The 25,863-nt window shown below is 65.8% G+C and carries 25 protein-coding genes; 13 read left to right on the forward strand and 12 right to left on the reverse strand.

The genetic code is table 11. The features are described 5' to 3' along the window. Positions 1–74: 74 nt before the first annotated feature. A complete protein-coding gene (locus tag ACO056_RS03070) occupies positions 75–1,874 on the forward strand; it encodes a methyl-accepting chemotaxis protein (protein WP_421851636.1) in 1,800 nt (599 codons plus the stop codon). Positions 1,875–1,878: 4 nt separating this feature from the next. Here ACO056_RS03070 and ACO056_RS03075 read toward each other — a convergent pair whose 3' ends face one another. Next, complete coding sequence (locus ACO056_RS03075) at positions 1,879–3,024, reverse strand: serine hydrolase domain-containing protein (protein WP_421851639.1); 1,146 nt, start codon at positions 3,022–3,024, stop codon at positions 1,879–1,881. 51 nt (positions 3,025–3,075) lie between these two features. After that, positions 3,076–4,068, reverse strand: coding sequence for a class II fructose-bisphosphatase (gene glpX / locus ACO056_RS03080; protein ID WP_421851642.1), 993 nt, complete (start codon positions 4,066–4,068; stop codon positions 3,076–3,078). Positions 4,069–4,206: 138 nt separating this feature from the next. Between glpX and ACO056_RS03085 the strand changes: the two genes are divergently transcribed. Next, the gene (locus tag ACO056_RS03085) at positions 4,207–4,644 is read left to right on the forward strand and encodes a hypothetical protein (protein WP_421851645.1); all 438 of its coding nucleotides are present in this window, start codon (positions 4,207–4,209) and stop codon (positions 4,642–4,644) included. A gap of 18 nt (positions 4,645–4,662) precedes the next feature. Here the strand turns inward: ACO056_RS03085 and ACO056_RS03090 are convergent, their stop codons facing one another. From ACO056_RS03090 to ACO056_RS03100, 3 genes are all read right to left on the reverse strand, one after another. Then, a complete protein-coding gene (locus ACO056_RS03090) occupies positions 4,663–5,025 on the reverse strand; it encodes a bleomycin resistance protein (RefSeq protein WP_421851648.1) in 363 nt (120 codons plus the stop codon). Between the two features lie 18 nt (positions 5,026–5,043). After that, the gene (locus ACO056_RS03095; protein WP_421851651.1) at positions 5,044–6,360 is read right to left on the reverse strand and encodes a homoserine dehydrogenase; all 1,317 of its coding nucleotides are present in this window, start codon (positions 6,358–6,360) and stop codon (positions 5,044–5,046) included. 76 nt (positions 6,361–6,436) lie between these two features. After that, on the reverse strand, positions 6,437–7,222 hold the full coding sequence (locus ACO056_RS03100; protein ID WP_421851654.1) for a hypothetical protein: 786 nt from the start codon (positions 7,220–7,222) through the stop codon (positions 6,437–6,439). Between the two features lie 463 nt (positions 7,223–7,685). Here ACO056_RS03100 and ACO056_RS03105 point away from each other — a divergent pair, with 463 nt between their 5' ends. From ACO056_RS03105 to ACO056_RS03120, 4 genes are all read left to right on the forward strand, one after another. After that, the gene (locus ACO056_RS03105) at positions 7,686–8,342 is read left to right on the forward strand and encodes an energy transducer TonB (protein WP_421851657.1); all 657 of its coding nucleotides are present in this window, start codon (positions 7,686–7,688) and stop codon (positions 8,340–8,342) included. 93 nt (positions 8,343–8,435) lie between these two features. Then, complete coding sequence (locus tag ACO056_RS03110) at positions 8,436–9,203, forward strand: MotA/TolQ/ExbB proton channel family protein (protein WP_421851660.1); 768 nt, start codon at positions 8,436–8,438, stop codon at positions 9,201–9,203. Positions 9,204–9,367: 164 nt separating this feature from the next. Next, on the forward strand, positions 9,368–9,898 hold the full coding sequence (locus ACO056_RS03115) for an ExbD/TolR family protein (protein WP_421851662.1): 531 nt from the start codon (positions 9,368–9,370) through the stop codon (positions 9,896–9,898). 60 nt (positions 9,899–9,958) lie between these two features. Beyond that, complete coding sequence (locus ACO056_RS03120) at positions 9,959–10,390, forward strand: ExbD/TolR family protein (RefSeq protein WP_421851665.1); 432 nt, start codon at positions 9,959–9,961, stop codon at positions 10,388–10,390. 306 nt (positions 10,391–10,696) lie between these two features. Here ACO056_RS03120 and ACO056_RS03125 read toward each other — a convergent pair whose 3' ends face one another. Genes ACO056_RS03125 through ACO056_RS03140 form a run of 4 tightly spaced genes read right to left on the reverse strand, consistent with a single transcriptional unit; the run spans position 10,697 to position 15,673 of the window. Beyond that, complete coding sequence (locus ACO056_RS03125; protein WP_421851668.1) at positions 10,697–13,135, reverse strand: ligase-associated DNA damage response DEXH box helicase; 2,439 nt, start codon at positions 13,133–13,135, stop codon at positions 10,697–10,699. Positions 13,136–13,145: 10 nt separating this feature from the next. Next, positions 13,146–14,531 (reverse strand): phosphoglucomutase/phosphomannomutase PgmG, encoded by a 1,386-nt coding sequence (pgmG, locus tag ACO056_RS03130; protein WP_421851671.1) that lies wholly within the window; start codon positions 14,529–14,531, stop codon positions 13,146–13,148. Between the two features lie 36 nt (positions 14,532–14,567). Beyond that, positions 14,568–14,864 carry a molecular chaperone DnaJ gene (locus ACO056_RS03135; protein WP_421851674.1) on the reverse strand — a complete coding sequence of 99 codons (297 nt, stop codon included), beginning with the start codon at positions 14,862–14,864 and terminating at the stop codon, positions 14,568–14,570. Beyond that, on the reverse strand, positions 14,861–15,673 hold the full coding sequence (locus tag ACO056_RS03140; RefSeq protein ID WP_421851677.1) for a division plane positioning ATPase MipZ: 813 nt from the start codon (positions 15,671–15,673) through the stop codon (positions 14,861–14,863). Before ACO056_RS03140 ends, ACO056_RS03135 begins: the two co-directional genes overlap by 4 nt. Before the next feature lie 121 nt (positions 15,674–15,794). On the opposite strand from ACO056_RS03140, the gene panC reads away from it, so the two are divergent. From panC to ACO056_RS03160, 4 genes are read left to right on the forward strand one after another with little or no spacing between them, the layout of a single operon-like run. Continuing rightward, complete coding sequence (gene panC, locus ACO056_RS03145; protein WP_421851680.1) at positions 15,795–16,700, forward strand: pantoate--beta-alanine ligase; 906 nt, start codon at positions 15,795–15,797, stop codon at positions 16,698–16,700. Between the two features lie 10 nt (positions 16,701–16,710). Further along, entirely contained in the window at positions 16,711–17,031 is a 321-nt protein-coding gene (locus ACO056_RS03150) for a hypothetical protein (protein WP_421851682.1), read from the forward strand. Position 17,032: 1 nt separating this feature from the next. Beyond that, complete coding sequence (locus ACO056_RS03155) at positions 17,033–17,392, forward strand: hypothetical protein (protein ID WP_421851685.1); 360 nt, start codon at positions 17,033–17,035, stop codon at positions 17,390–17,392. 57 nt (positions 17,393–17,449) lie between these two features. After that, the gene (locus ACO056_RS03160) at positions 17,450–17,677 is read left to right on the forward strand and encodes a hypothetical protein (RefSeq protein WP_421851688.1); all 228 of its coding nucleotides are present in this window, start codon (positions 17,450–17,452) and stop codon (positions 17,675–17,677) included. 246 nt (positions 17,678–17,923) lie between these two features. Here the strand turns inward: ACO056_RS03160 and ACO056_RS03165 are convergent, their stop codons facing one another. Further along, the gene (locus tag ACO056_RS03165) at positions 17,924–19,444 is read right to left on the reverse strand and encodes a M20/M25/M40 family metallo-hydrolase (protein WP_421851691.1); all 1,521 of its coding nucleotides are present in this window, start codon (positions 19,442–19,444) and stop codon (positions 17,924–17,926) included. Positions 19,445–19,638: 194 nt separating this feature from the next. Here ACO056_RS03165 and ACO056_RS03170 point away from each other — a divergent pair, with 194 nt between their 5' ends. After that, positions 19,639–21,378 carry a chloride channel protein gene (locus ACO056_RS03170; protein WP_421855278.1) on the forward strand — a complete coding sequence of 580 codons (1,740 nt, stop codon included), beginning with the start codon at positions 19,639–19,641 and terminating at the stop codon, positions 21,376–21,378. A gap of 4 nt (positions 21,379–21,382) precedes the next feature. Here ACO056_RS03170 and ACO056_RS03175 read toward each other — a convergent pair whose 3' ends face one another. Then, entirely contained in the window at positions 21,383–22,021 is a 639-nt protein-coding gene (locus tag ACO056_RS03175; RefSeq protein ID WP_421851694.1) for an SOS response-associated peptidase, read from the reverse strand. 29 nt (positions 22,022–22,050) lie between these two features. Here ACO056_RS03175 and ACO056_RS03180 point away from each other — a divergent pair, with 29 nt between their 5' ends. Together ACO056_RS03180 and ACO056_RS03185 are read left to right on the forward strand one after the other, a co-directional pair. Beyond that, complete coding sequence (locus ACO056_RS03180; protein WP_421851697.1) at positions 22,051–22,818, forward strand: class II aldolase/adducin family protein; 768 nt, start codon at positions 22,051–22,053, stop codon at positions 22,816–22,818. 147 nt (positions 22,819–22,965) lie between these two features. Then, a complete protein-coding gene (locus ACO056_RS03185; protein ID WP_421851701.1) occupies positions 22,966–23,475 on the forward strand; it encodes a (2Fe-2S)-binding protein in 510 nt (169 codons plus the stop codon). 138 nt (positions 23,476–23,613) lie between these two features. Here ACO056_RS03185 and ACO056_RS03190 read toward each other — a convergent pair whose 3' ends face one another. Beyond that, positions 23,614–25,743, reverse strand: a complete 2,130-nt coding sequence (locus ACO056_RS03190) for a TonB-dependent receptor (protein WP_421851704.1) — start codon at positions 25,741–25,743, stop codon at positions 23,614–23,616. Positions 25,744–25,863: the final 120 nt, after the last annotated feature.

Below are 25,863 nucleotides of genomic sequence, written 5' to 3' on the forward strand. Positions count from 1 at the left end.
GTGGCAAGGCCTTGGTGCGTAGAGCTCCGGCAAAGGACGCCTTTCTCCGGCAGTCCCGAATCGGAGTTATCTGCATGCTCAGCGATAAGGCGCGTATCGGCGCCCGGCTTCTGATTGGCCTGCTCCTGGCGATCATCGCGCTCGCCTCGGCCGTGGTCTACGCCATCCGCGCCGATGGTCCGATGACGCAGGACAGCGCGCTTCAGGCCGAGATGCTTGCGGACGTGCTGCCGCCGCCGGCGTTCGTAGTCGAACCTTATCTCAACGCCTCGCTGATCTTGCGCGATCCCGTACGCGCCGGAGCCTATCTGGACGAACTCAAGGATGAGCGTGCCGAGTTCGAGGCGCGCAAGGCCTACTGGAAGACCGCGCCGGTGCCCGGGCCGCTGCGCCAGCCCCTGAACGACACGATCGCCGCGGCCGAAAGGTTCTGGCAGGTCATGGACAGCAAGTTCCTCCCCGCCGTGTCGAGCGGCAATCGCACGGCGATGGAAGAGGCCTTCTCCATGGATATCGCGCCGATCTACCGCGTGCAGCGCGACCAGGTGCGCAGCATCGTTGCGCTGAGCCGCACGTACAGCGCCGAAACGGCCGGTAACAACGTGAAGATGACCGGTCTGGCGCTGACGGGCCTTGCCGTGCTGGCTTTAGGCATGGTCGGCCTGATCCTGTGGTGCGCACGCGCCGCGCAGAAGCTGGTGGTAACGCCGCTGGTGGACACTGCAGCGGCGATGCAGCGCATGGCAGATGGCGACACCAGCGTCCCGATCGAAGGCACTGCGCGGCCTGACGAGATCGGGCAGGTCGCCCGTGCGATGCAGGTATTTCGCGAGGCGGAGGAGTGGCGCCGGCAAGCCGCGAATGAGCAGACAGCCGTGGTCGAGGCCCTTTCGGCGGGGCTTGCACGGCTTGCGGCCAAGGACCTTGAGCATCAGCTCGATCAGTCTTTCCCGCCCGCCTATGAGACGCTGCGCGAGAATTACAACGCGGCCGTGGCCTCGCTGGCGGAAGCGCTGCGTATCGTGCGAGTCGGTACGGCGAGCGTGCAGGGCAGCATCTCCGAAATCGGCGCGGCGGCGCAGGATCTGGCCTCGCGCAATGAGGCGCAGGCCGCGCGGCTCGCTCAGACCGCAAGCGCGATGAACGCCGTGACCGGCATCGTCCACGAGACAGCGAGCGGCGCGCAGGCCGTGAGCCAGACCATCGCGCAGGCCGACCGCGAGGCCGGCGAGGGCGGCGAAGTCGTGCGGCGGGCGATCGAGGCGATGGCGGCCATCGAGCATTCCGCGCAGGAAATCGGCCAGATCATCAGTGTGATCGACGGAATTGCGTTTCAGACCAATCTTCTCGCGCTCAATGCCGGGGTCGAGGCGGCGCGCGCCGGGGAGGCGGGCAAGGGCTTCGCGGTGGTCGCCACCGAAGTGCGGGCGCTCGCCCAGCGCAGCGCCGATGCAGCGCAGAGCATCAAGACACTGATTACCGCCAGCGGGGAGCAAGTGGGCGCGGGTGTCGAACTGGTGCGGGATAGCGGCACCCGGCTCGAGGCGATCCTGCGGCGAATCAGCGAAATCGGTGCGCTGACGGGCAGCATCGCCGGATCTGCAACACGCCAGGCCGCGAGCCTCAGCCAGATCAACACGGCGATGGGCGAAATGGACCGGATGACGCAGCAGAACGCGGCGATGGTGGAAGAATCCTCCGCCGCGACGCGCAACCTCGCCGCCGAAGCCTTGCGCCTCAACGAACTGGTGGCGACGTTCCGCACCCGCGATAGGGCGCACCGGCCGGCGGCGGTCGTCGCGCCCGCTACGATGCGACGCAAGTCCGTGATCAAGGGTTCGTCCGGCCGGTTGCCGCTCGCGCTGGCGAGTTGACCGGTCAGCCGTTCGCGCAGGCCATCCGTTCCAGCGCGGCGAAGCTGTCGAGCACGCCGGGATCGGCGAACGGCGCTACTTGCGCGAGGATCACGCCAGCGAGATCGCGGTCGGTATCGATCCAGTAATAGCAGTTGAAGATGCCAGCCCAGTGCAGGCTGCCCGGCGAACGGCCGGCGGGGCCGGTTTCTGTGTTGACGAGGAAGCCGCCCAGCGTCCAGCCGCCGCGCTGGCCGGGGAGCGGATTGAATGCACTGGCGAAGCTGGGCATCGCGGTGGTCATCTCGCCCGCGGAGAGGTGCGCCGGGAGCGCATCCTCGCGCGCGATCCGGGCCATTTCCGCTGACAGCACGCGCACCCCGTCGAGTTCGCCGCCGCGCAGGATCATGCGCAGGAAGCGGGCATAATCGCCTGCGGTCGAGGAGAGGCCGCCGCCGCCGTTGTGATATTCACCGCCGCCAAGCACCATGCCTTGCGTCTTGAAGCCGCCCTCGGCCTCGCGCACATGGACTTGCGCCTCATGAGCATCCCATTCGGCGCGGAAGCGGGTCTGGGTCATCCCCAGCGGGCCGGTGATCTCCTGTTCGAACCATTCGCCCAGGGTCATGCCAGTCACGGCTTCAACGGCAAGGCCGGCCCAGTCGATCCCGACCCCGTATTGCCATTTGGTGCCGGGATCGAAGCATAGCGGCAGATCGAGGCTGGCGCGCTTGCCGGCGGCCATCTTGCCGGTGGCCATGGCGTGGCGCAGCAGATCGGCATCCATGAAGGTATAGCCGCAGCCCGACGTGTGCAGCAGCAGGTGGCGCAGCGTAACCGGGGTTGCGGCCGGGCGCAGGATCGGCGCACCATCAGCGTCGAACCCGTCCAGCACTTGCGGCTCGGCCAGTTCGGGCAGGATCGGTCCGACGGGTGCATCGAGATCGAGCTTGCCGCGTTCGACCAGCTGCAGCACCGCGACGCTGGTGAGCGCCTTGGTCATCGAGGCAATCTGGAACAGCGTATCCTCGCGCATCGGCACGCCGTTCACGGCATCGGCCATCCCGGACACGTGCTGGTAGCGCGTTTCCTTGCTGTCGGTGATCAGCGCGACAGCGCCGGGCAGGTTGGCAGCCGCAACAACGGCCTCGAATTCGGCGATGCCCTTCATCTCTCTTCCCCCAGTTTGTCCGCCGGCTCCCTTCAGCAGGAGCCTGTGCGATCAGCGCGGCTTGCGGTGCTCGCCCTTGACCCAGCGCACCGTGCCCGAGCTGGCGCGCATCACGACGCTTTCGGTCGTCATCACCCCGCTCTTGTTGACCTTGACGCCCGCGAGCAGCGAACCATCAGTCACGCCGGTGGCGGCGAAGATGCAGTCACCCTTGGCGAGTTCCTTGAGGTCGTAGACCTTGTTCAGGTCCGTGATGCCCCACTTGCGCGCGCGGGCCTTTTCGTCCTCGTTGCGGAACAGCAGGCGGCCCTTGAACTGTCCGCCGACGCAGCGCAGCGCTGCCGCCGCCAGAACGCCTTCGGGCGCGCCGCCGGTGCCCATGTAGAGATCGATGCCGGTGTCCTCGTTGGTCACCGCGATCACGCCGGCAACGTCGCCATCCGGGATCAGGCTGATACCGCAGCCCAGCGCGCGCAATTCGGCGATAAGGTCGGAGTGGCGCGGCCGGTCGAGCACGCAAACGATGATATCTTCAGGCTCGACGCCCTTCGCAGCAGCTACGGCCTTGACGTTTTCGCTGGGCGAGCGGCCCAGATCGATGATGCCATCGGGATAGCCAGGGCCGACCGCGAGCTTATCCATGTAGACGTCCGGCGCGTTGAGCAGGCCGCCTTCCTCCGCAACGGCGAGCACGGCGAGCGCATTGGGCCCGGCCTTGGCGGTGATCGTGGTGCCTTCGAGCGGATCGAGTGCGATGTCGATCTTGGGGCCCTTGCCCGGTGCGGCGCCGACCTTTTCGCCGATGTAGAGCATGGGCGCCTCGTCGCGCTCGCCCTCACCGATCACCACGGTGCCGTCCATATAGAGTTCGTTGAAGGCTGCGCGCATGGCTTCAACCGCGGCGGCGTCTGCTGCTTTTTCGTCACCGCGCCCGATCAGGCGGGCGGCCCCGATTGCGGCGGCTTCGGTGACGCGGACCATCTCGAGGACGAGGACGCGGTCGAGAACCTGCGAGGCGGCTGGGGCGGGGCGCGTGTCGGTCACATTGACTCCTGAGGCTCGTTGGCGGAAGCTACCCCTCGCCCTAGACGGGAGTATGCAGGGTTGTCGAGGCGCGGAATGGTCTACAAGTACGCGCCCAAGTTGATCTTGCGCGCATTCCTATGCGTAAACCTGTCGATCATGGCAATGGGGACGGCGCGGGCGCAGTCCGCACCGGCTTCAGATGCGGCGCAAGCGCCCGCGGCAAGTGCCGCCGCACCGGCTGATTCTGCGGCTGCCGATACCAATGCCCAGATCGCGCAGCGGCTGCTGACCGCAGGCCAGCCCAAGAAATGCGAGAAATCCGGACCGGACGGCGCGATCGTCGTCTGCGGCGGGCGCGAGGCGAACGAGAAGGAGCGCCTGCCGCTGCGGGGCGAGCTTGATTCGGCGCACTCCACCCGCGATGGACTGCCGCGCGCGCCCAATGTCAGCGGGCTGCCCGATTGCAGCCGGGGTTGCATCGGCTTCGGTTCGGTCCCGGCGCCGATGTATTTCTTCGATATCACCAAGCTGCCCGAGGCACCGCCCGATTCGGATGCGGACAGGATCGCGCGCGGAGAGATCAGGGCGCCGTGATCGCAAAGACGGTTGGGCTTACGGCTCCTGGATCAGCCGCAGCAGGCTGCCGTCCGGATCGATGAGCGCGCCGACCAGCCCGCCCCAGGCCTCGCGCTTCGGGCGGTGCAGGCGCGGCCAGCCGGAGGTCTTCTCCGGGATGCCCGCAGCGACGAGTTCCGCATAGAAGCCTTCGACATCAGCCAGTCTGAGGCAACTGCCGAACGAACTCGTGGCCGGATCGAGATCGGGATAGGGAAAGAACTCGAGGGTGAGGCCGCCGCGTTTCAGAATCATCCAGCCCGTGTCGCGCCATGATTCGCTGAAGCCGATCGCCGCGTAGAACCGCGCCGTTGCCTCAAAGCTGCGCGAAGGCAGGTTGGGCGTGGCCCGATCACTCACGGCTCCGGTCAAGGCGGATCAATCCTCGAGAATGTGCATCACCAGCGGCGGTGCGGCGAGGCTGGACGAGCCTTCGAGCAGGCGCAGCGCTTCGGCGATCGCACTTTCCGGGCCTTCGTGCGTCACCATGGCGACGAGCACGGACTCGGTGCTGCCGATCGCGGCGCGGCTCTTCTGGATCAGGCTTTCGATCGAAACCCCGGCATCGCGCATCGCGGCAGTGATCTCCGCCAGCACGCCGGGGCGGTCGGCCACGGTGAAGCGCAGATAGGCCTTGCCGGTGCGGTGGCCGCTATCCGCCGGAGCAGCGCTTTCCAGTTCGGCAGCGGGGATCGAGAACGGCGCGCCGATATCGCCGCGCGCGATGTCGATAAGGTCTGCAACGACGGCGCTCGCAGTCGGCCCATCGCCCGCGCCTGCGCCCTGGAACAGCAGCCGGCCCACAAAGTTGCCTTCCGCGACGACTGCATTGGTTGCCCCGTCGACATGGGCGAGCGGGTGATCGCGGTGGACCAGCATGGGGTGCACGCGCTGGAACAGGCGGCGCTGCCCGGCGGCGTCGATCTCGGTCTCGGCCATGCCGATCAGGCGGATGTAGTAGCCCAGCGCATCGGCCTGCGCGATATCGGCAGCGAGCACGCGGCGGATGCCGGTAGCCGCAACGGGGCCGAAATCGACTGCGGTGCCGAATGCGATGCTCGAAAGAATTGCGAGTTTGTGCGCCGCGTCGATCCCGTCGATATCGAAAGTGGGATCGCTTTCAGCATAGCCCTTGGCCTGCGCCTCGGCCAGGACGGCGGCGAAATCGCGGCCGGTGTCTTCCATGGTCGAGAGGATGTAATTGCAGGTGCCGTTGAGGATCCCGTAAACGCGGTCAATGTGATTGGCCGCCGCGCCTTCCTTGAGCGCCTTGATCACCGGGATCCCGCCAGCCACCGCCGCTTCGAACTTGAAGGCGACCTTCGCCGCCTCGGCCTTGGTGGCAAGTTCGAGGCCATGGTGCGCAATCATCGCCTTGTTGGCGGTGACGAGCGCCTTGCCTGCCTCGAATGTCGTGCGCGCCAGCGCCAGCGCCGGGCCGTCGGCACCGCCGACAAGCTCGACCACGACATCGACATCAGGCCGCTCGCCAAGGATCACCATGTCGTCTTCCCACGCATAGGAAGAAAGATCCACGCCGCGGTCCTTGCCGCGATTGCGGGCGCTGATCGCGCTGATCGTGATAGGGCGGCCGGCACGGCGCGTAATGAGGCCCGCGTTGGCCTCAAGCAGGCGGATAACGCCGCCTCCGACGGTGCCAAGGCCTGCCAGCGCGATGCGCAAAGGTTCGCTCATGATGATCCCCGTAAATTCTTATGGCGCGCCTTAGGGTAGCTGATCCCACCCCGCAACCGCCGGTAGCGAGTGCGTATCAGGGTGCGGCGCGCTTGCGAGCGCAGGGGCCGAGATCGGCCAGAACCTGGCCATAATCCTCTGCCGCGATTCGCCGATCGGCGAGCGTGGCGGAGATGTTTGCCCGGTCCGGCAGGCGAGCGGGCAAGCCGCAGGCGAGGCGGTACCAGGCCAGCGTGGAGGGGAGCGGTGGGCGTGCGGCCGAATCGACGATTTCGGTAAAGCTCACCCCCCAGGTCGTCGGCTGGCCGGGGCGCCTGAGCACCGAGATCGAGACCGGTGCGCCGGTCGCTGTGCCAAGGAACAGCTGGGTTTCACCCTCGCCGGCGAGATTGCCTGAGACGTGCAGCGCCTCGCGCAGTGCGGTGATCGCAGGCGGCGCATCTGGGCGGGTGGTCTCGGTCAGGATCGCCCGCAGCGTCGCCTCGCGCGCCGGTGTGAGCGCCAGCATGGCGTCTGGCGCGACGAGCTGGAGTTCGCCCGGTCTCTCCGGCACAGCGCGCGCCAGCACGAGGACTTGCGCCTTGCTCAGCTTGGGCGGCTTGCCGCGGGCATCGAGCGGGACATCGGCGAGAAAGCGGATCGATTCGCCGATATTGTCGCCGATCAGCAGCGCCTGCGTTCGGGCCTCTATATAGAGCCGGGCGCGGCCGGCGGGGAGGCCGGGCGCTTCCTCGGGCTTGAGGCGCACCGCCTTGCGCACTTCGGCCTTCACCACGACCTGCGCGGGCAGCGCAAGATCGACGAGATCGGCGTAGGCAAGGTCGGGATCCGCCTCGAGCCCTGGCGCCATCGGAACGGACAAAGCCGTTTCCTGTCCGTAACTTGCGGCTGCGCCGCCAAGGCTGAGCGTGGCTGCGGCGAGGAGCCCTGCCCACAATGGAAGGAATGTGCGTTTCCGGCGGGAACATCTGGTGCGGGGCATGGTTGAGTCCTTAGAATCGCTGGCGCCGAAAGGCGATGGCGGCTGTGCCAAGACGTGTTTCAGGCAGCGAAACCGTGAATTGAGGGTTAACCGATAAAGCATTTGCGCCCCTTTGGCTTCGGCGTTAAAGCTCGCCGTTGTCGGGGATTTCAACAATGAAAGCCCGCAAAAGCCGCCGCCGGGTTCCTTGCACCCGATGTCGGCGGTCCGGTTTGCCGGCAGGGTGGAATGAAATCGCTGGATTGGCCAATCGCGCTGGATGGGTGATTCCATGCGCGATTCCGTGAACGTAAGCATCCACCGGATGTGTGACGTTGCGGAGTATCAGGAGTTTTGGAGCTGAATGGCATACGCTGACCAACAGATGAGCGGTAACAAGATCACCGCGCTCATCATCGTTGCGATCCTTCATGTCGCCTTGGGCTACGCTCTGGTAACGGGGCTGGCTTACGAGGCGTACAAGAAGGTCAAAGAGGTGACCTCGGCGGTCAACATCGAGCCCGAGAAGCCGCCGGAAACGCCCCCGCCGCCCCCACCCCCGAAGGATCAGCCGCCGCCGCCCATCGTGGCGCCGCCGCCGCCGATCTCGTTCAACGCGCCTGCGCCACAGATCGAGACGGTGACTCAGGCACCGCCTCCGGCTCCGGTGTTCACGACGTCGGCTCCCCCGCCGCCGCCTCCGCCGCCGCCGCCCAAGTTCCAGCCGAAGGGCCCGGCCCCCAAGGGCAGCCCCGGCAATTGGGCGACGTCGAACGACTATCCTTCGCGCGCACTGCGTGAAGAGCGGGAAGGCGTGACTGGCTTCCGCGTGTCCGTTGGTACTGACGGCAAGGTCACGTCGTGCGAAGTCACCAGGTCGAGCGGTAGCCCCGATCTCGATCAGGCAACGTGCGACAACGTCCGCCGCCGCGCCCGCTTTGCGCCGGCGACCGACGGCGAAGGCAATCCCACAACCGGTTCGTACACCAACTCGATCCGGTGGGTGATTCCGAAGGACTGACCTTACAGGCGCGGCCTTCCCTCGGGGAGGGCCGCGGCGCCCGAGCTTACCTAAATTGACCCCGTTTACGATATATTGAAGAGGAAGACCCGAATGCTCATCCACACGCTCGCCGCAGCTGCCGCTTCTGCCGCGCCCCAGAACAAGTTTGGTATCGCGGAAGTTCTGTTTCCTGGTGGCAAGCCCGCCTGGATTCCGCTGACCACCTTCACCATCCTTCTGATCATGTCGGTCGGTTCGTTCTTCATCCTCTTCACGAAGTGGGCGGAGCAGGCCAAGCTCATGAAGCAGTATCAGTCGCTTGCGGCCTTCTGGCGCGCTCCGACGATGCGTGAAGGCGCGACCAAGCTCGAGAAGAACTCGGCATGGCGCCAGATCGTCGACGACGGTCTCTCGGCCGAAGACGCTGCCGGCAAGATGGACGAGACCGAAGGTCACGACTGGATGCACGGTTCGCTCGCCCGTTCGGAATCGACGATCAACTCGAAGCTCGCAGGCGGCCTGCCGTTCCTCGCGACCGTCGGTGCGACCGCGCCGTTCATCGGTCTGTTCGGTACCGTGGTCGGCATCTACGGCGCGCTCATCAACATCGGCATCGCCGGTTCGGCTTCGATCGACAAGGTCGCGGGTCCGGTCGGTGAAGCACTGATCATGACCGCGCTCGGTCTGCTCGTCGCGGTTCCCGCGGTGCTTGCCTACAACTACCTGCAGGCCCGCAACAAGCGCATCGCCGAACTGCTGACCGGCTTCAGCACCGACGTGCTCGCCAACCTCGCCTCGAAGGGCGTGGTCAAGCCTGCCGTGTCGGCTGCGCCGGCTGCCAAGCCCGCCGCTCCGGCTGCGGCTCCGGCCAAGAAGTAAGACCCGAAAACGCGGAGGCGAAGCGGGGATCGGTGGGCCAATCTGTAACAAGTTGGCCTGCCTCCCCTCTTCGGGAACAACGCGGGTTCCAGCCGGGGCTAAGAGGGCTCCAGAAGCCAGCAAAGACCCGGTTCACCGTGGAATGATCGGATAGGAACTAACCAATGGCAATTTCTGCAGGCGGCGCGGGCGGCCAAGAACGCCCAATGTCGGACATTAACACCACGCCGCTCGTGGACGTGATGCTCGTGCTGCTGATCATCTTCCTCATCGCGGTTCCGGTCGCGATCCAGACCGTCGAGAAGCTCAAGGTCCCTGTGCTGCCGTCTGAAGAGACGCAGGACAAGGTCGAGAACCTGCTCGTGACGGTGGTGTCGACCGATGCCGGCGGGCGCAGCCCGGGCCAGGGCGGCTATGAGGGCTCCTCGCGGACCGGCCAGTGCCGCGTCTACATCAACAACGTCACGCCGGTTGATAACAACGAACTCTACAAGATGGCGTTCGACCGGCTTGATGCGATCGTGAAGCGGGCCGGCGGCGCGCAGAACATGGAGCCCGACAAGATCCCCGAAGTGCACATCCGCGGCGACGTGAACGTCCCCTGGAAGTGCGTCGCCGGTACGATCTACAACGTGCAGATCGCGGGCTATCCGAAGGTCGGCTTCATCTCCACCCCGGTTGATCCGAACGGCTAACGCTAGTCAGTTTTGGCGCGACTTAACCCGGGCCAACGAGACCAAACAGGAGTACCCCCTATGGCAATGAGCGGCGGCAAAGACGATGGCTCGCCGATGATGGAAATGAACACGACGCCGCTGATCGACGTCATGCTCGTGCTCCTCATCATGTTCATCATCACCATCCCCGTGGCCACGCACTCGGTCAACATCGACTTGCCACAGGCGACTCCGCCGACGGACAAGCCGCATGTCGACCCGGTGAAGAACAAGCTGGTCCTGACCACCCAGAACGTGATTCTGTGGAACGGTTCGCCGATCACCGAGGGCAACCTTGTCTCGCTGCTTCAGGCGACCAAGGCGATGAACCCCGAGCCGGAACTTCAGTTCCAGCCCGAGGAATATGCCTCGTACGAAATCGCGAACCGGATGCTCAAGATCATCACCCAGGTGAAGGTCAGCAAGTTCGGCTTCGTGGGCAACGAGAACTTCGCGACGTTCAGCAAGTAACGACGCGGGCTCTCAGCCACAGACGACCAAGGGGCGGAGCGATCCGCCCCTTTTTCGTGGCAAAACGCAGTTTCAAATCAGGTCTGCCCGGAGATCGCAGCGTCCGCAAAGTGAAGGGTTTCGCGCGGAGGCGCGGAGGCGCGGAGAAGAATAGTGCGCGGCGTCGTGCAACGCTGCCGGGAATTTGCCTCGTGACGCGTAACTGCGGGCAGATCATCTGGCCATCCAGATATGCGGCTGCGCCGCTGGCCAACTCCTCGTGCTGGCTTCTCTCTGCGTCTCCGCGCCTCTGCGCGAAACCACTCTTCACTCCGGCCGCATCGCCGCTGAAGCGAGGGTTTCGGCCTCGAGCAGGAGTTCTTCATCCGCCATGCCTGCCGGCACCGATTCCCGCCCGATCATCACCATCAGCGGCACGGCCAGCGGCGTTACGCGGTCGAGCTCGACATGGACCAGTTCGGCAGCCGCGCGGTCGAGCAGCGCGCCGAGGCGGCCGACATCGGTCATTCGCGCGCGGGCATCGGCCCAGGCCGCCTCGAGCAGCAAGTGCTCAGGCTCGTGCTTGCGGAGTACATCGTAGATCAGGTCGGTCGAGAAAGTGACCTGCCGCCCGCTCTTGCGCGCGCCCGGCTGCTGACGTTCGACGAGGCCCGAGATCACCGCGACTTCGCGAAAGGCGCGGCGCAGCAGGTAAGAGTTCTGCACCCATTCGACGAATTCATCGGTGAGGATATCGGGCGAGAGGAGCCGCGCCGGATCCTTCACCGGGCGCAGGCCCCAGACGCCGAGGGCGTAGTCGTTGGCAACAAAACCCATCGGCGAGAGCCCTGCATCTTCCATGCGCCGGGTGATCAGCATGCCGAGCGACTGGTTCGCGTTCCACCCCTCGAACGTATAGTAGACGGTATAGGCCCGCCCGCCGTGCGGAAAGCTTTCGACGAGCAGTTCGCCGGGCGCGGGCAAGCGGCTTCGCCAGTCCTGCACTTCCAGCCACTCGCGCACATCGTCGGGAAAGCGACCCCAGCCGGTGCGGTCGGCCAGCATGGCCTGCACCCGGGTGGAGAGGTGGGTGGTCAGCGGCATGCGCGCGCCATTGTAGCTGGGGATCTGCCCGGCAGACTTCGCCCCGCGCACGATCAGCTCGAGATCGCGGACGCCTTCGACCTCGAGGTCCAGCCCGGCGAAGCGGAAGGTATCGCCCGGCTTCAGGCCTGCCCCGAAGCTTTCCTCCACCTTCCCCAGTGAACGACCGTTGCGGAAGCGCACTTCAAGCATTTCGGAATCGACGATGATCCCCGCGTTGAGGCGGTGCCGCGCAGCCTGCTGGGGATGGGTCAGCCGCCAGGTGCCATCCTTGAGCCGCACGATGCGCTGGAACCGGTCGTAGGCCCGCAGCGCATAGCCGCCGGTCGCGACAAACTGCAGCACCCGCTCCCAGATCGTTTCATCGACCCAGGCATAGGCCATTGAGGAGCGAACCTCGGCGAGCAGATCCGCTTCGCCGAACGGGCCCGCGCAGGCAATCGCCATGACGTGCTGGGCCAGCACATCGAGCCCGCCGGCACGGAAGTCCTCACCATCGCGCTGGCCCTCGTTCACGGCATCGCGCGCGGCCATGGCCTCGAGAAACTCGAACCGGTTCCCGGGTACGAGCATCGCGCGGCTCGGCTGATCGAGCCGGTGGTTGGCGCGCCCGATCCGCTGGAGCAGGCGCGAGGAACCCTTGGGCGCTCCCATCTGCACGACCATGTCGATATCGCCCCAATCGACGCCAAGATCGAGGCTGGCGGTGCAGACCAGCGCCCGCAGCTCGCCGCGCGCCATTGCACCTTCCACCTTGCGCCGCGCCTCCTTGGAGAGCGAGCCGTGGTGGATGCCGATGGGGAGCTTGTCCTCGTTGGCATCCCACAGCAGCTGGAAGATGTATTCGGCCAGGAACCGCGTGTTGGTGAAGACCAGCGTAGTGCGGTTGCGGCGGATCGCTTCGTAGAGCTGCGGCAGCGCCCACGCCGCCGCGTGCCCGCCCCATGGCACGCGCTGGCCATCGTCCGGGAGCAGGATCTCGACTTCGGCCGGCGCCCCGGCCTCGCCTTGGACCAGCACGGTGCTATCGAGATCGCCCCACGGCGCAAGCCAGGCGCGGAAGCTCTCCGGATCAGCCAGCGTGGCGGAAAGCGCAGCGCGGCGCAGCCCCGGCGCGAGGGCCTGAAGCCGCGTCAGCGCCAGCGCGAGCAGATCGCCGCGCTTGGAGGTGGCGAAGGCATGCACCTCATCGATCACCACGCGCTGCAGCGTGCTGAACAGCTGCGCGCTCTCGGGATAGCTGAGGAGGAGCGAAAGCGATTCGGGCGTGGTCAGCAGCACATGCGGCGGCCGCGCGCGCTGACGGGCCTTGCGGTCGGAGGGTGTATCACCGCTGCGGGTCTCGACCGTGATGGGGAGGCCCATCTCGGTGATCGGCGTGAGCAGGTTGCGCTGCACGTCATGCGCCAGCGCTTTCAGCGGTGAGACGTAGAGCGTGTGCAGCCCCTCGGGCGGCGGTGCCTCGCCAAGGCGTGAGGGGGTGAAGGCGGCGAGGGTAGGGAGGAAGCCCGCCAGCGTCTTGCCCGCGCCGGTATCGGCGACGAGCAGAGCGTGGCGTCCCGCGTCGTCAGCATCCAGCATCTTGGCCTGATGCCGCCGCACGCGCCAGCCGCGCCCGGTGAACCAGGCCTCGATTTCGGGAGGGATAGCGCTGCCGGTCACCCGCCAGACACTAGCGCCTTATGCCGGATGCCGCCAATTGCGTGTCGAGGGCAGCGAGCAAATGGGTGAGGCCTTCCTCGCTGGCGCTCTCCGCGCGGGCAGTGAGCATGGCCTCGGTGTTGGAGGCGCGCAGCAGCCACCAGCCGTGGGGGGTCGTGACTCGTACACCGTCGATGGCCACCATGTCTGCGCCATCAGCGGCGAGCCGGGCGCGCACTTCGTCGATCACGGCAAACTTGCGCGCTTCGTCCACCGCGAAGCGCAGCTCGGGCGTATTGACCATCACGGGCATGGCATCGTGCAGCTCCGTCACAGTCTGGCCAAGGCGGATAGTCGCCGCGATGAGCCTGACGGCGGCGTAGAGCGCATCATCGAATCCGTAGTAATCGTCCGCGAGGAACACGTGGCCGGTCACTTCGCCGCCCAACAGCGCGCCAGTCTCCTTCATTTTGGACTTGATGTGGCTGTGCCCGGCTTTCCACATCAGCGGGGTGCCGCCGAGCCTGCGGACCCGCTCGAACAAGGCGCCGCTGGCCTTTATATCCGCGATAACTGTCGCGCCTGCCTGCCTTTTCAGCACATCCTCGGCGAAGAGCATGACCAGCTCGTCGCCCGCCAGCGTGCGGCCATTGGCGTCGACAACTCCCAGCCGGTCCCCGTCGCCGTCGAATGCAAGTCCGAAGTCGAGCCGTCGTAACGCGACGGCCTCCCGCAAATCGGCGAGATTGGCGTCGACGGAGGGATCGGGATGATGACTGGGAAACGTTCCATCAACATGCGTGTGCAGCAGGACATGGCGGCCAAGGATACGGGCGCAAATGCGCTCGATCACCGGGCCGGCGGCGCCGTTGCCGGCATCCCAGCCGATCGCGAGGCGCTCCAAGGCGTCCGGCGCGATGCCCTCGAGCCCGGCGAGCAGTCGCTCGACATAAGCATCCATGATGTTGACGGACTCGGCCGTCCCGCTGCCCTGCGCCCAATCCCCCCTGGCAGCGAGGCGGCCGAGATCGAGTACATCTGGACCGAAGAACGGACCCCCGTGAAATACCATCTTGAAGCCATTTTGATCGGGGGGATTGTGGCTGCCAGTTATGTGAATGCCATCCTGCACCTCTGGCATTGAGGCCGCCGCGTAGTAGAGCATCGGTGTCGGGCCGAGGCCGATGCGGCAGACATCAACACCGCTGGCGCAGAGCCCGGCGACAAGTGCTTCTTCCAGCGCGGGTGAACTGAGGCGGCCGTCATAGCCGACGGCCACTGTGCGCCGTCCATCCCGCAGGACGCGCGTGGCGAAGCTGCGGCCAAGGGCGTAGGCGTCGCCGGGCCCGAGCGTTTTGCCGACCGTGCCGCGGATATCGTATTCGCGCAGCACGCTGGGGTGAAACTGGTGGCTCACCCTCGCAAGCCGCTCAGCGCGGTGAAAATGGGGTCATCACCCCCGTGCATCGGGCCCGCGCGCAGAAATGCGCGCAAGCAGAAGATCGCGCGCGGCATTGGCTTCGTGCACGGCATCGTTGGTGCCGCCGCGATCGGGGTGGACTTTCATCATCAGGCGGCGATGCGCGTCGATGATTTCGTCATAACCCGCGTCGGCCCGCAGGCCGAGCAAGTTGCGCGCGCGCTTTTCCGATGCTTCCTTCGCGCCCGGGCCCCAGAGTTCCCACGGCCAGCGGCCTGCCAGCATCTTGACCGCAAGACAGGCGAGTGCGGCGAGGACCAGGAACTTCAAAGCACGGGTTCCATCGCGAGTTGGCCCCGCTCCGGGATCCTGAGCGCAAGGCCCGCGACCAGTGTGCGCAGCTCCTGCCGCGCGACAAGGTGGCTGGTGCCAAGCTCGCCAAGATGCCCTTTGTCGAGCAGGGTGAGGCCGCTCGGGAACAGTTCGCGGTAGATCACGCGTTCGGAAAGGCCGCTGGCGATACGGAAGCCGACACGCTTGGAAAGCTCGATCAACGCCTGATCGATGCGCTTCTGGTTGCGCGCTTCGGTGTAGCCGGTGCGGTTGCGCACAACGACCCAGTCCATTTCCTTCCGCGCGTCCGTGATCGTCGCCATCGCGCGCTTCTTGCGGGCTTCCCAGATCAGTTCGGCATAGAAGGAGAGGCGGCGGACCTTGAAGGTTTCGGCATCGACCTGCCCGATCAGGTCGAAATCGACGAAACTGTCATTGAGCGGGGTGACGAGAGTATCGGCCTGTGTCGCCACATGGCGGGCAAGCGGATCGTCACGGCCGGGGGTGTCGAACACGATGAAATCGTGGCTCGCACCCAGTTCGCCGGCCATGGCATCGAGATCCTCGGTGCTGGTGCCGTCATTGACCGCGAAAGTCGCGGTCGGCAGCGTGATGGCGCGGCGGCGCATCGTTTCAGCGCGGTTCTCGAAGTAGCGGTGCATCGTGCGCTGGCGGGCATCGAGATCGATCGCTGCCACCCGCGCGCCTTGATAGGCCAGCGCGATCGCGACATGGACAGCCGTGGTGGACTTGCCGGTGCCGCCCTTTTCGTTGGCGAAGACGATTCGATAAGGGGCGGCGGACAAGCGATCATCCTTTCTGTGAGTGGCGGCCCCCCTTGCCGCCGGGCAGCGCTCGGGGCTAGAGGGCCATTCCCTTTCGGGGACTGTCAGCCCCGTTTCGGGGATTACTGGAGAGCCGTGGCGCGTGCAAATCCTGACTGCTCTGGAACCGCTGCGCACCGCGCTCGCTGCGCTGAAATCGGGGGACAATTCCGATCGGCCCCCGGAGCAGCCCATGGATCGACCGGTGCTGGCACTCGTGCCCACGATGGGCGCGCTGCATGAAGGCCACCTGACGCTTGTGCGCGAGGCGAAGGCCCGGGCGGTTCATGTGGTCGTCTCGATCTTCGTCAATCCGCGTCAGTTCGGCCCCAACGAGGACCTCGCGACCTATCCCCGCCAGCTCGAGGCCGATGCCGCGCTGCTCGAAGCGGAGGGTGTCGATGTGCTGTGGGCACCGACGGTCGAGGCAATCTATCCGCCGGGCTATGCGACGAGCGTGCAAGTGGGCGGGCTCGATGCGGTGCTGTGCGGCGCGGCGCGGCCCGGGCATTTCGACGGTGTAGCGACGGTCGTCACCAAGCTGTTCAACCAGGTCCAGCCCGATATCGCGCTGTTCGGCGAGAAGGACTGGCAGCAGCTCGCGATCATCCGCCGCATGGCGCGGGATCTGGATATGACACACCCGCGGGCCGAGCACATCATCGGCGTGCCGACAGTGCGCGAGGCGGACGGCCTCGCGATGAGCAGCCGCAACAAGTATCTGACGGCGCAGGAGCGCGCCGCCGCTCCGGCAATGAACCGGGCGATGCGTGCGGCCGCGGCGCGGATTATCGCGGGGGAGGCGGTGGCCGGCATCCTCGCCGACCTCACCGCCGAAGTGCTCGCCGCAGGCTTCCGCGTGGTGGACTACGCCGACTTGCGCGATGCGGCGACGCTGGAAGACTTGGCCAACTGGGATGGCAGTCCGGCGCGGCTGCTCGTGGCGGCGCATCTCGGCAAGGCACGTCTGATCGATAATGTGGCGGTAGTGGCCAGCCAAACCTGCTAGGCGTGCCAGCATGACCCAGATCCACAGGCTATCCGGTACCGTCGATGTCGATGGGCAACCCTACGAATGGGAGCTGCGCAGCGAGCCGCAGTGGAGCGAAAATCATGGCTGGAAGGGCATGACGATCAGCTTGCGGCGCAAAGACACGCAGCGCGAAGCCATGCTGGAGTTTCCCGCGCCCAAGCGCTTGATGAAAGGCCTGCCGCGCGGACGGCTACAGGTCAGCGATGCGGTTGTGATGCGTGGTATCCGCTCTGCACTCGATGCCGGATGGGAGCCTGAATCGCGCGGCAAGACGGTGGTGTTCATGGTCGATGCGGACGGCAACTAGGTTGAGCGCTGCAGCCAAGTCATGGGACGGCGCGCAGGTCCGCAAGTGGCTGGAATGCCGGCAGGAAGCCGCACGGCTCGATCAGGTGGTGGCGGACAAGCGCGGCTATTCCGCGCAGGACGATTACGACAAGGCGGCAGCGGAGGAATGGGTCTGCCGGGCCTTGCGGATCGCGGCCAGCAAGGATGACCGGGCCGCATTGGCCGATCGCCTCAAGGACTTGCTCGGCCAGGAGGAATACCCGGTCACGGGGATCTACGATGATCGCCGGTTCGAGCGCTATGTCAGGGCCATGCTCAGGAAACTGGCGAAGATGACCAAGGCGGGCGAAGGGTTCGAGAATACGCTGCGCTTTCAGTAAGTGCGGCGGTGCCGGGCCTGCATTGCCTGAGCCGCAGGACGATCTATGAGAGCCGCCATGCAGAATCGACAGGATCACTTCGCCTATTGTGTGCAGCTGTTTGGCGGCACCACGGCCTTTGCGCGCCGCCTCAGGATCGACGAGCGCGCGATCCGGCGGTTCATCAATGGCGAGCGGCCGATCAGCGACGGTCTGTTGGCGCACACCGCGAAGGCCTTGCGCGAGCTCAGCGCTGAAGCGACCGCTGCTGCGGATCAGATCGCAGACATGCCGAGCGATTCGTAGGCGGTCCTCAGCTGTCTGCGGTTTCGGGGGCGGCGGCGCTCTTCATCTGCAAATAGGCCTGCTCCCGCGCCTCGGGTGCCAAGGACAAGAGATACCTGCTGGCCTCCTTGTAGGTCAGAAATGGCCGGCCATCGGCACAAATGGGCACGGTGCGACCGTTGAAGATCCGGCGCAGAAAGCGCCGCTCCGGCCTGCCCAGTGTTTCATCAAGCTCTTCAGTGATGGTGATTTCCTGCCAATTGCAGTTCAGGGCTTTTGAGGACCGCCCCGCGCGACTTCGTAGAGGAAGTCCGCGAAGAGGGTCGCCTGCTGGTCGAAGCCGAGTTCCTTGGGGTTGTTGCTGTCGATCAGGAACCATTCGTCGGGGGCATGGGCACCGCCGCCGCGCCCGGCACCGAACGAGCCTGCGGGCAAGCGCAGCGGCGGCCCGGTGAAGATCACCCCCGGCCAGCTGCCGGCAGACCGCGCCGACATGGTCTGCGGGATCTTTGCGCCGGCCAGCGCCGCTTGCTCGGCCTTGATCAGCGCGCTGTTCTCGTCGGTCTGGGTCGGGCCGTAGCCGCCGCTTACGTTGACCTCGATATCGCCGAAGCCGCGCTTGGCGAGGTGGGCTTTCAGCTTTTCGACGACTTCGTCCTTGGTCATGTCCGGCACCAGCCGCAGGTCGATCTTGGCTTCCGCTCGGCCGGGCAGGATGGTCTTGCCGCCGGGGCCCATATAGCCGCTGACCAGCCCCTGAATGTTGACGGTGGGCTGCGAGGCGAGACGGTATGAGGCGGTGAGATAATCCTCACCGGCGTACCATTGCTTGATGCCTAGGCTCTTCTTGTCGTCCGCCTCATTGCCGGCCGCGACATCGGCGGCGATCAGCTGCTTCTGGCGCTCGGTCAGCGGTTTCACGTTGTCGAACCAGCCATCGATGGCAGGGGTGTGGCCATCGTCCGCGCCGAGCGTGTTCAGCGCCTTGATGAGGTGCCACGCCGGGCTATCGACATTGGCCATCAGGCTGGAATGGATGTCCTTCGTCGGCCCCTTGCCCCACTTTTCGCCGCTTGCGATCAATTGCAGCTCGACCGCGCCTTTCGCGCCGAGCAGTAGCGTTACCTGCCCGTCAACCGACTGGCCCGCATCGGGAATGATCACGCCCACCGCCTTGGACAGGGCTGGCAAAACGTCAGGATGCGTGACGATCTGCGAGAAGTGCGGCGAGGAAATTTCCTCTTCGCCCTCGGCCACGAGCACGAGGTTCACCGGCAGCTTCACGCCCGATGCCTTGAAGGCGCGCAAGGCCGTGAGGAACGCGGTTTCCGGCCCCTTCTGGTTGACCGCCCCGCGCCCGACGATGACCTTACCCTCGCCCGGGCGATCGACCATCCGGCCTTCGAGCGGCGGAGACGACCATTCCTTCGGATCGTAATGCTTCACGTCGTACATGAAATAGATCGCCAGCGTCGTCTTCGCGCCGGCGTCGAGCGTGGCGAATACCCCCGGAACGCCGTCGGTGGGAATGACCCTGGCGGTCTGGAACCCGGCATCAAGGGCGAGCTGGCGCATGTATTCGGCGCCTTCCTTGTGGTTGATGCCCATATTGGCGATCGTGGGCAGCTTGATCCACGCGCGCAGCCGCTCCACCGCAGCGTCGTGATCGGCGCTGATGGCAGCTGCTACCTTGGCTCGGTCTGCCTTTTCGGACGCCGCCGCCGGGTGGCTGGCAAGGGCAGCCAACGCGGCCAGACCTGCGAATGCGACTTTGAGATGCTTTGCCATTTCGCCCCTGTTCCGTGGCCCCAGTTTTGGTCCGAGTGTGAAGCGTGGAATGCCCAAAGTCCAGCAGGACCGGGTTGCGAACGGCGCGAGATGGGACCATTGCGGACTGATCCTGCCATGGCCATCTGTTTGATATTGTTCTCCGAGTCGGTTCGGCCCTGCGATCGAGGAGCGCGCCTGTGCTTGACGATTTGATGGGGTGGGCCCGCCCGCGGATCATCCGCAGCCGCCAGCGCCTGCGCCAGAGTGAGGCTGCCTTCATCCTGCTCGCTGCCGCGGCCGGAGGCGGCGCAGGATTGCTCACGCGCGTGCAGCAGACACTCGCGCACGGTCTGCAGGAAGTGCTTTACGGCGTGACTTTCAACCGCCTCAGCGCGCTGGGGCAGATCCATCATACCTGGCGCCTGCTGGCATTGCCGCTGGGCGGGCTGGCGCTGGTGCTCTTCACGCTTGCGCTGGGCAAGCGCGTGCGCACGCCGGTCGACGTGGTGGAGGCCAATGCGCTCCACGGCGGGTGCATTGCACCGGCGGACAACATCGTGATCGCGGTGCAGACCATCCTGTCCAATGGCGCCGGCGCCTCGGTCGGGCTGGAAGCGGCCTATACGCAGATGGGCGGCGGCTTCGCCTCGATGCTCGGCCAGTGGCTCAAGCTGCGCCGCAATGATTTGCGCACGCTGGTCGGGGCCGGTGCGGGTGCGGGGATCGGGGCCGCGTTTGGGGCACCGCTGGCGGGCGCGTTTTACGCTTTCGAGATCGTCATCGGCAGCTACACCCCTGCTGCGATCGCCCCTGTGATCGCAGCGGCACTGACCGGGGTCTACACCGCCAAGGCGCTGGGGGGCGAGCCATGGCTCATCGCGCTGAGCGATGACACGGCGATCACGCTCACCGATTATCTGCTCTACGCCGCGCTTGGCCTTGCCTGCGCGCTGCTTGGCATCGTGATCATGCGGCTGGTGACGCTCGCCGAATCGCGTGTGCAGCGCTGGGCCTGGCTCGGCCGGTGGAAACCGGTGGCAGGCGGTGTGCTGCTGATCCCGCTGGCGCTTGCCTCGCCGCAGACCCTGTCTGCAGGCCATGGCGCGCTGCATCTCAATCTCGTGCTGCAGCCGGTCGTGCAGGTGCTGCTGATCATCATGGGGCTGAAGATCGCTGCCTCGATCATCTCGCTCAGCTTCGGATTTCGCGGCGGCTTGTTCTTTGCCTCGCTGTTCATTGGCTCGCTGGCCGGGCAGATCTTTGCAGGGCTGGTCAATGCCGCCGGGATCGGTCTCATGGTCAGCCCCAACGACGCTGCGCTGGTCGGCATGGCCGCGCTCAGCGTGTCGATCGTGGGCGGGCCGATGACGCTCGCGCTGCTCATGCTGGAGACGACGCACGACTTTGCGCTGATGGGGGTCGTGCTGACTGCGGCGCTGCTTTCGAGCGCGACGACCCGCGAACTGTTCGGCTATTCCTTCTCGACATGGCGCTTGCATGTGCGCGGCTCCACGATCCGTGGCCCGCGCGATATCGGCTGGGCGGCGAGCCTCACCGCCGCGCGCATGATGCGGCGCGATTGGGTGCAAGTGCCGGAGAGCTGCCCGGTGGACGTTTTTCGGGCGCGCGTGCCGCTCGGCTCCGCGAGCAAGGCGCTGCTGGTGGACGGCGAAGGGCGCTATCGCGGCATCGTGCCGACCGCCGCCGCCTATGCCCCGGACCTTGCGCCCGATGCGCCGATCGCGGCGCTCGCCGGGATGACCGATGTTTCGCTCCGCCCGGGCGATGATGCCTACACGGTCATCGCCATGTTCGACCGGCTCAGCGCGGATGAACTGGCCGTGGTCGACGAAAGCGGCGTTGTCGTCGGCGTCGTCACCGAACGCCATGCGCGGCGGCGGACGCTCGACGAGCTGGAGAAATCGCAGCGGGCGCTGTTCGGGGAAGTGTGAGCCTTCAGAACAGGCTGCCTTGTGGCGGCATGGGCGCTTCCCCGGCGATTTCGCGCATCAGGGCATCGGCCAGTGGCAACTGCATGGCAGCGGCACCTGCGGCGTCTGCACTGAGCCAGCGGTCGAAGGTTTCGACCGTATGCAGCAGCACCGGCATCGCCTTGGGGTGGATGCGGCCGACAATCTCGTTCGGGGCGCAAGTCAGAAAGGCGAAACGGGGGCCTTCCTCGGTGGGGCGCCAGAGGCCGGCAAACGCGAAGAGCGGCTCACCCTCATGAGAGTCGGCGCGCAGATCGAACCAGTGCTTGCGCTTGCGGCCTGTCAGCGGATCGGGGGCGGCGGACCATTCGGAAAACGCGGTGACTGGGACCAGGCAGCGCCGCGCGGGATCGGCGAGCGCGCTGCGCCACATCGGGGAGGCGAGATTGCGCACGTTGGTGATCGGGCGCTTCACCTCACCGAACGGGGGCCAGCCCCAGCGCATCATCGTGAGGGCGCGTCCCGTGCCTTCCGCAACGATCACCGGCGCTTGGCTGTCCGGGTAGACCTCGGTCAGTGCCGGGAGATTGCGCCCGGCGACATCGGCCCGGAAAAGCTGCGCGATGGCTTGCGCGTTGCTGGTCATGCGATAGAGATTGCACATCTGCGAGAATGATAGCGGGAGAGTATGCGATGGCCACCCAAATCCGCCCCAACATCAACTGCAGCGATGCCGAATGGCAGGCGCGGCAGGAATTGGCTGCCTGCTACCGCATCTTCGATCTGATGGGGTGGTCCGAATCGGTCTACAACCACATCTCGCTGCGCGTGCCGGACGAGGAAGGCGCCTTCCTCATCAATCCGTTCGGGCTGCTCTATTCCGAAGTCTGCGCGAGCAACCTCGTCAAGATCGACATCGACGGCAACAAGCTCGATGACAATCCGCACCCGGTGAACCTCGCCGGGTTTACCCAGCACGGCTATTTCCACCGCCACCTCGATTGGGCCCACGCCATCTGCCACGTACACACCACGGCATCGATGGCGGTGTGCAGCCTCGAGGAAGGGCTGATGCCGATCAACTTCTACGCCTGCAATTTCATGGGACGGCTGGCCTACCATGACTTCGAAGGCATCACCGTCCGCGCCGAGGAAGGCGAGCGGCTGCTGGCGAACCTTGCCGACAAGAACATCCTCATGCTGCGCAACCACGGTCCCGTGGTCATGGCAAAGAGCCTGCAGGCGATGTTCGTGCAGATGTGGGCGCTGCAGCGCGCGTGCGAAATCCAGATGGCGACGCTATCGATGGGCCGGCCGCCGGTGATGATCTCGCAGGACGTGATCAATGTGCACCAGCGCGATCTCAACATGGCGAACCCGCCGGGTGGCGGCCCCGGCGTCGGCGATTTCAACGCCTGGACGCGGCGGATCGACCAGATCGACCGCTCCTGGCGGGATTGATCTTGTCCGCGCTCTAGCCCCCCAAACGAACCGCTCATGCTGAGCTTGTCGAAGCATCTTGCGCCACCGCCGTGCAAGCACCTTTCGACAAGCTCAGGGTGAGCGGAGTAAGGGCTGGGATCAATATCCTGCTAGAGCCGACTGCATATGGCCATCCTCACCGTCAACAACCAGCCGATCGAGATCAAGCTGGAGAGCGACACGCCGCTGCTCTGGGCGCTGCGTGATGCCGCCAATCTGACCGGCACCAAGTATGGCTGCGGCACCGGCGAATGCGGGGCCTGCATGGTGATTGTCGACGGGCAAGCCATGCCGAGCTGCACCTTGTCGCTGGGTGAGGCGGAAGGGCGCTCGATCACCACGATCGAGGGCCTCTCGGCCGATCGCAATCACCCGGTGCAGCAGGCGTTCGTGGCTGAGCAGGCGATCCAGTGCGGCTTTTGCACCCCGGGGCTGGTGATCGCGGCAGCGGCGCTCCTGGCGCACAATACCGATCCGACCGAAGCCGATATCAAGGCCGCGATCACCAATATCTGCCGCTGCGGGGTCTATCCGCGGCTGGTGCGCACGATCCAGCGCGCCGGTCGGATCGCGCGGGGGGTGGAGCCCGGCGTGCCGCTGCCAGTGCCGGTGACGGCGACCACGCCGGGGTTGTAGGCGGGGCTTTCTTGCATCCCGTGAGTCAGTACCACCGCAAAACCCTCGTCATTCCCGCGAAGGCGGGAATCCAGAGCGGCCAGCGCTGCGTGTGCGGCACTAGATTCCCGCCTTCGCGGGAATGACGAAGGGTGGTCTTCAGAATCCCATCCGCACGGCGAGCCGCGCGCTGCGGGGCTGGGCGGTGGAGATGTTGTTGTCGGTGTGCGCGGTGGGGAAATACTGTTCGTTGAGCAGGTTGTTGACGTTGAGCTGGACCGAGACCGCCTTGGTCAGCTTGTAGAACACTGCGGTATCGACGCGGGTCCATGCTGGCAGGGTGACCGTGTTGCTAACGGTGGTGTAGGCCGAGGACTGGTGCGTCACGCCAAGGCCGAAGCCGAGCTTTGTGCTGACGTCGTAGCGGGTCCACAGCGTGATCTGGCTTTCGGGGAGCAGCGCCAGCGCGCGGCCGGCGGGGGCGGCGGTGGTCGAGGAGCGGACTTTGCCGTCCTGCAGGGCGTAACCCAGGCTGACCTGCCATTGCGGCAGGATCCGGCCGGTGGCGGAAAGCTCTATGCCCCGAGTGCGGGTCTTGCCCGAAAGCTGGGGCAGGCCGGTGACGGGATCGTTGAAGCGCGAGTTTTCGCGGTCGAGCCGGTAGGCCGCGGCGGTCAGGGCCAGTGCGTGCGTCACGTCCCACTTTGCGCCCACTTCGAGATTGCGGAACTCTTCGGGCGCGAGCGTGGCCTGCGTCGCATCGAGCGCACTGAACTGGTCGCCCGACTGGGGGAGGAAGCTCCTGGTATAGCTGCCGTAGAGCGAGAGGTTGGCGCGGGGCTTCACGATCACGCCGGCGCGCGGGGACCACTTGTTGTCGGTGCGCCCGGCGCTGGTGCTGTTCAGGAGGTTGTCGGCGCGGATCTTGAAGCTGTCATAGCGCACGCCGCCGACGATCTGGAGGAAAGGCGCGAGTTCGATCTGGTCCTGCACATAGGCCGAGAACGTGGTTACTTTGGCATGGGTCGAGCGGCTGGGCGCGCTGAAGGTGATCGCGGGGATATCGAGGCGGTCTGCCAGCGAGACGGTGGCCGAGGCCTTGTTGCCCGGGAAAATGCCTTCCTGCCGCGCCGCGTCGGTAGCCTGATCGCTGCCTTCGATCCCGGCAATCACGGTGTGGCCGATGCCGCCGGTCTTGCCCTGCCAGGTGAGGTTCGCCTGTCCGATCCAGCTCTCGCGCCGGACCGTGCTGTTGTAGGCGCTGAGCGAGACGGTCTGCGTGGCCGGATTGACTGCGGCACCCGCGAAGATGTTGGCGTAGTACTTGTCGGTGTGGCTGTACTGGCCGGCGACGGCGAGCGTGAGGCTGTCGGCCAGCTGCTGGGTGAGGCGCGCCTCGACGATATGCGCTTTCACCGCAGCGATATTGGTGTCCTTGCGGCCGAAGAACGTATCGCGATACCCTTCGAGCGGCTTGCCATTCAGCGAAGGCACTCCGCGATCGGCGGTGCGGCTATCATCGTCGTAATTGTAGGAAAGGTCGATCCTGGTGCCCGCACTCGGTGCGAAGGCCAGCGTGGGGTTCACGCCGATGAAGCGGCCGTGGAAGTCCTGCCGGTGGTTGTCGAACTCCTCGTAAGTGCCGTTGAGGCGCGCTCCGATATCGCGTGAAAACGGGGTATTGATATCGGCAGCCAGCGCGAAATCGCCGAACGTGCCGACTGCCGCGTTCGCGTCGAGGCTTTGGCCGGATAGCGAGGGCGCTTTGCGCACGCGGTTGATCACGCCGCCACCGCCGCCGCGCCCGAAGAGCAAGGCATTGGCGCCGCGCAGCACTTCGACATGGTCGATGTTGTAGAGCGAGCGGTAGTACTGCGTGTCATCGCGCAGGCCATTGATGAAGAAATCGGCGGTGGTGTTCTGGCCGCGCAGCACGATCTGATCGCGATTGCCCTCACCCTGCGCGAGGACGACACCGGGGACATAGCGCAGGGCATCGCCGAGCTGGGTCACGCCCTGATCATCGAGCTGTTCGCGGCTGAGCACGGTGACCGACTGGGGGACATCGAGCAGCGGCGTGGGCGCCTTGAGGCCGGCGGCGGTATCGCTGCGGTAGCTCTCCACCTGGCCGGTCACCACGATGGGATGGCGATCGGTGCTTTCGCCCGCATCCCCGGCATCCGCTGCCATCGGAACCGCCTCTGCCTGCGCAGCAATGGGCAGGAGAGCGCTGGAGGCGAAGAGCAGGGCAGCAAGGGTTTTCACGAGCAGTTCCTTCTTGAGAGGCATTCTCAAGAGGTTCTCTATTGCGAGTCATTCGCACATGCAAGGATGATATTGCGAATCCTTCGCGATAATATGGTGCGCGCAAACAGAAGCCGGCAGCCGCTGGGGCCGCCGGTCAAGGTC

Origin of the sequence: Novosphingobium sp., from assembly GCF_965228995.1 — a bacterium.
Lineage (GTDB): Bacteria > Pseudomonadota > Alphaproteobacteria > Sphingomonadales > Sphingomonadaceae > Novosphingobium.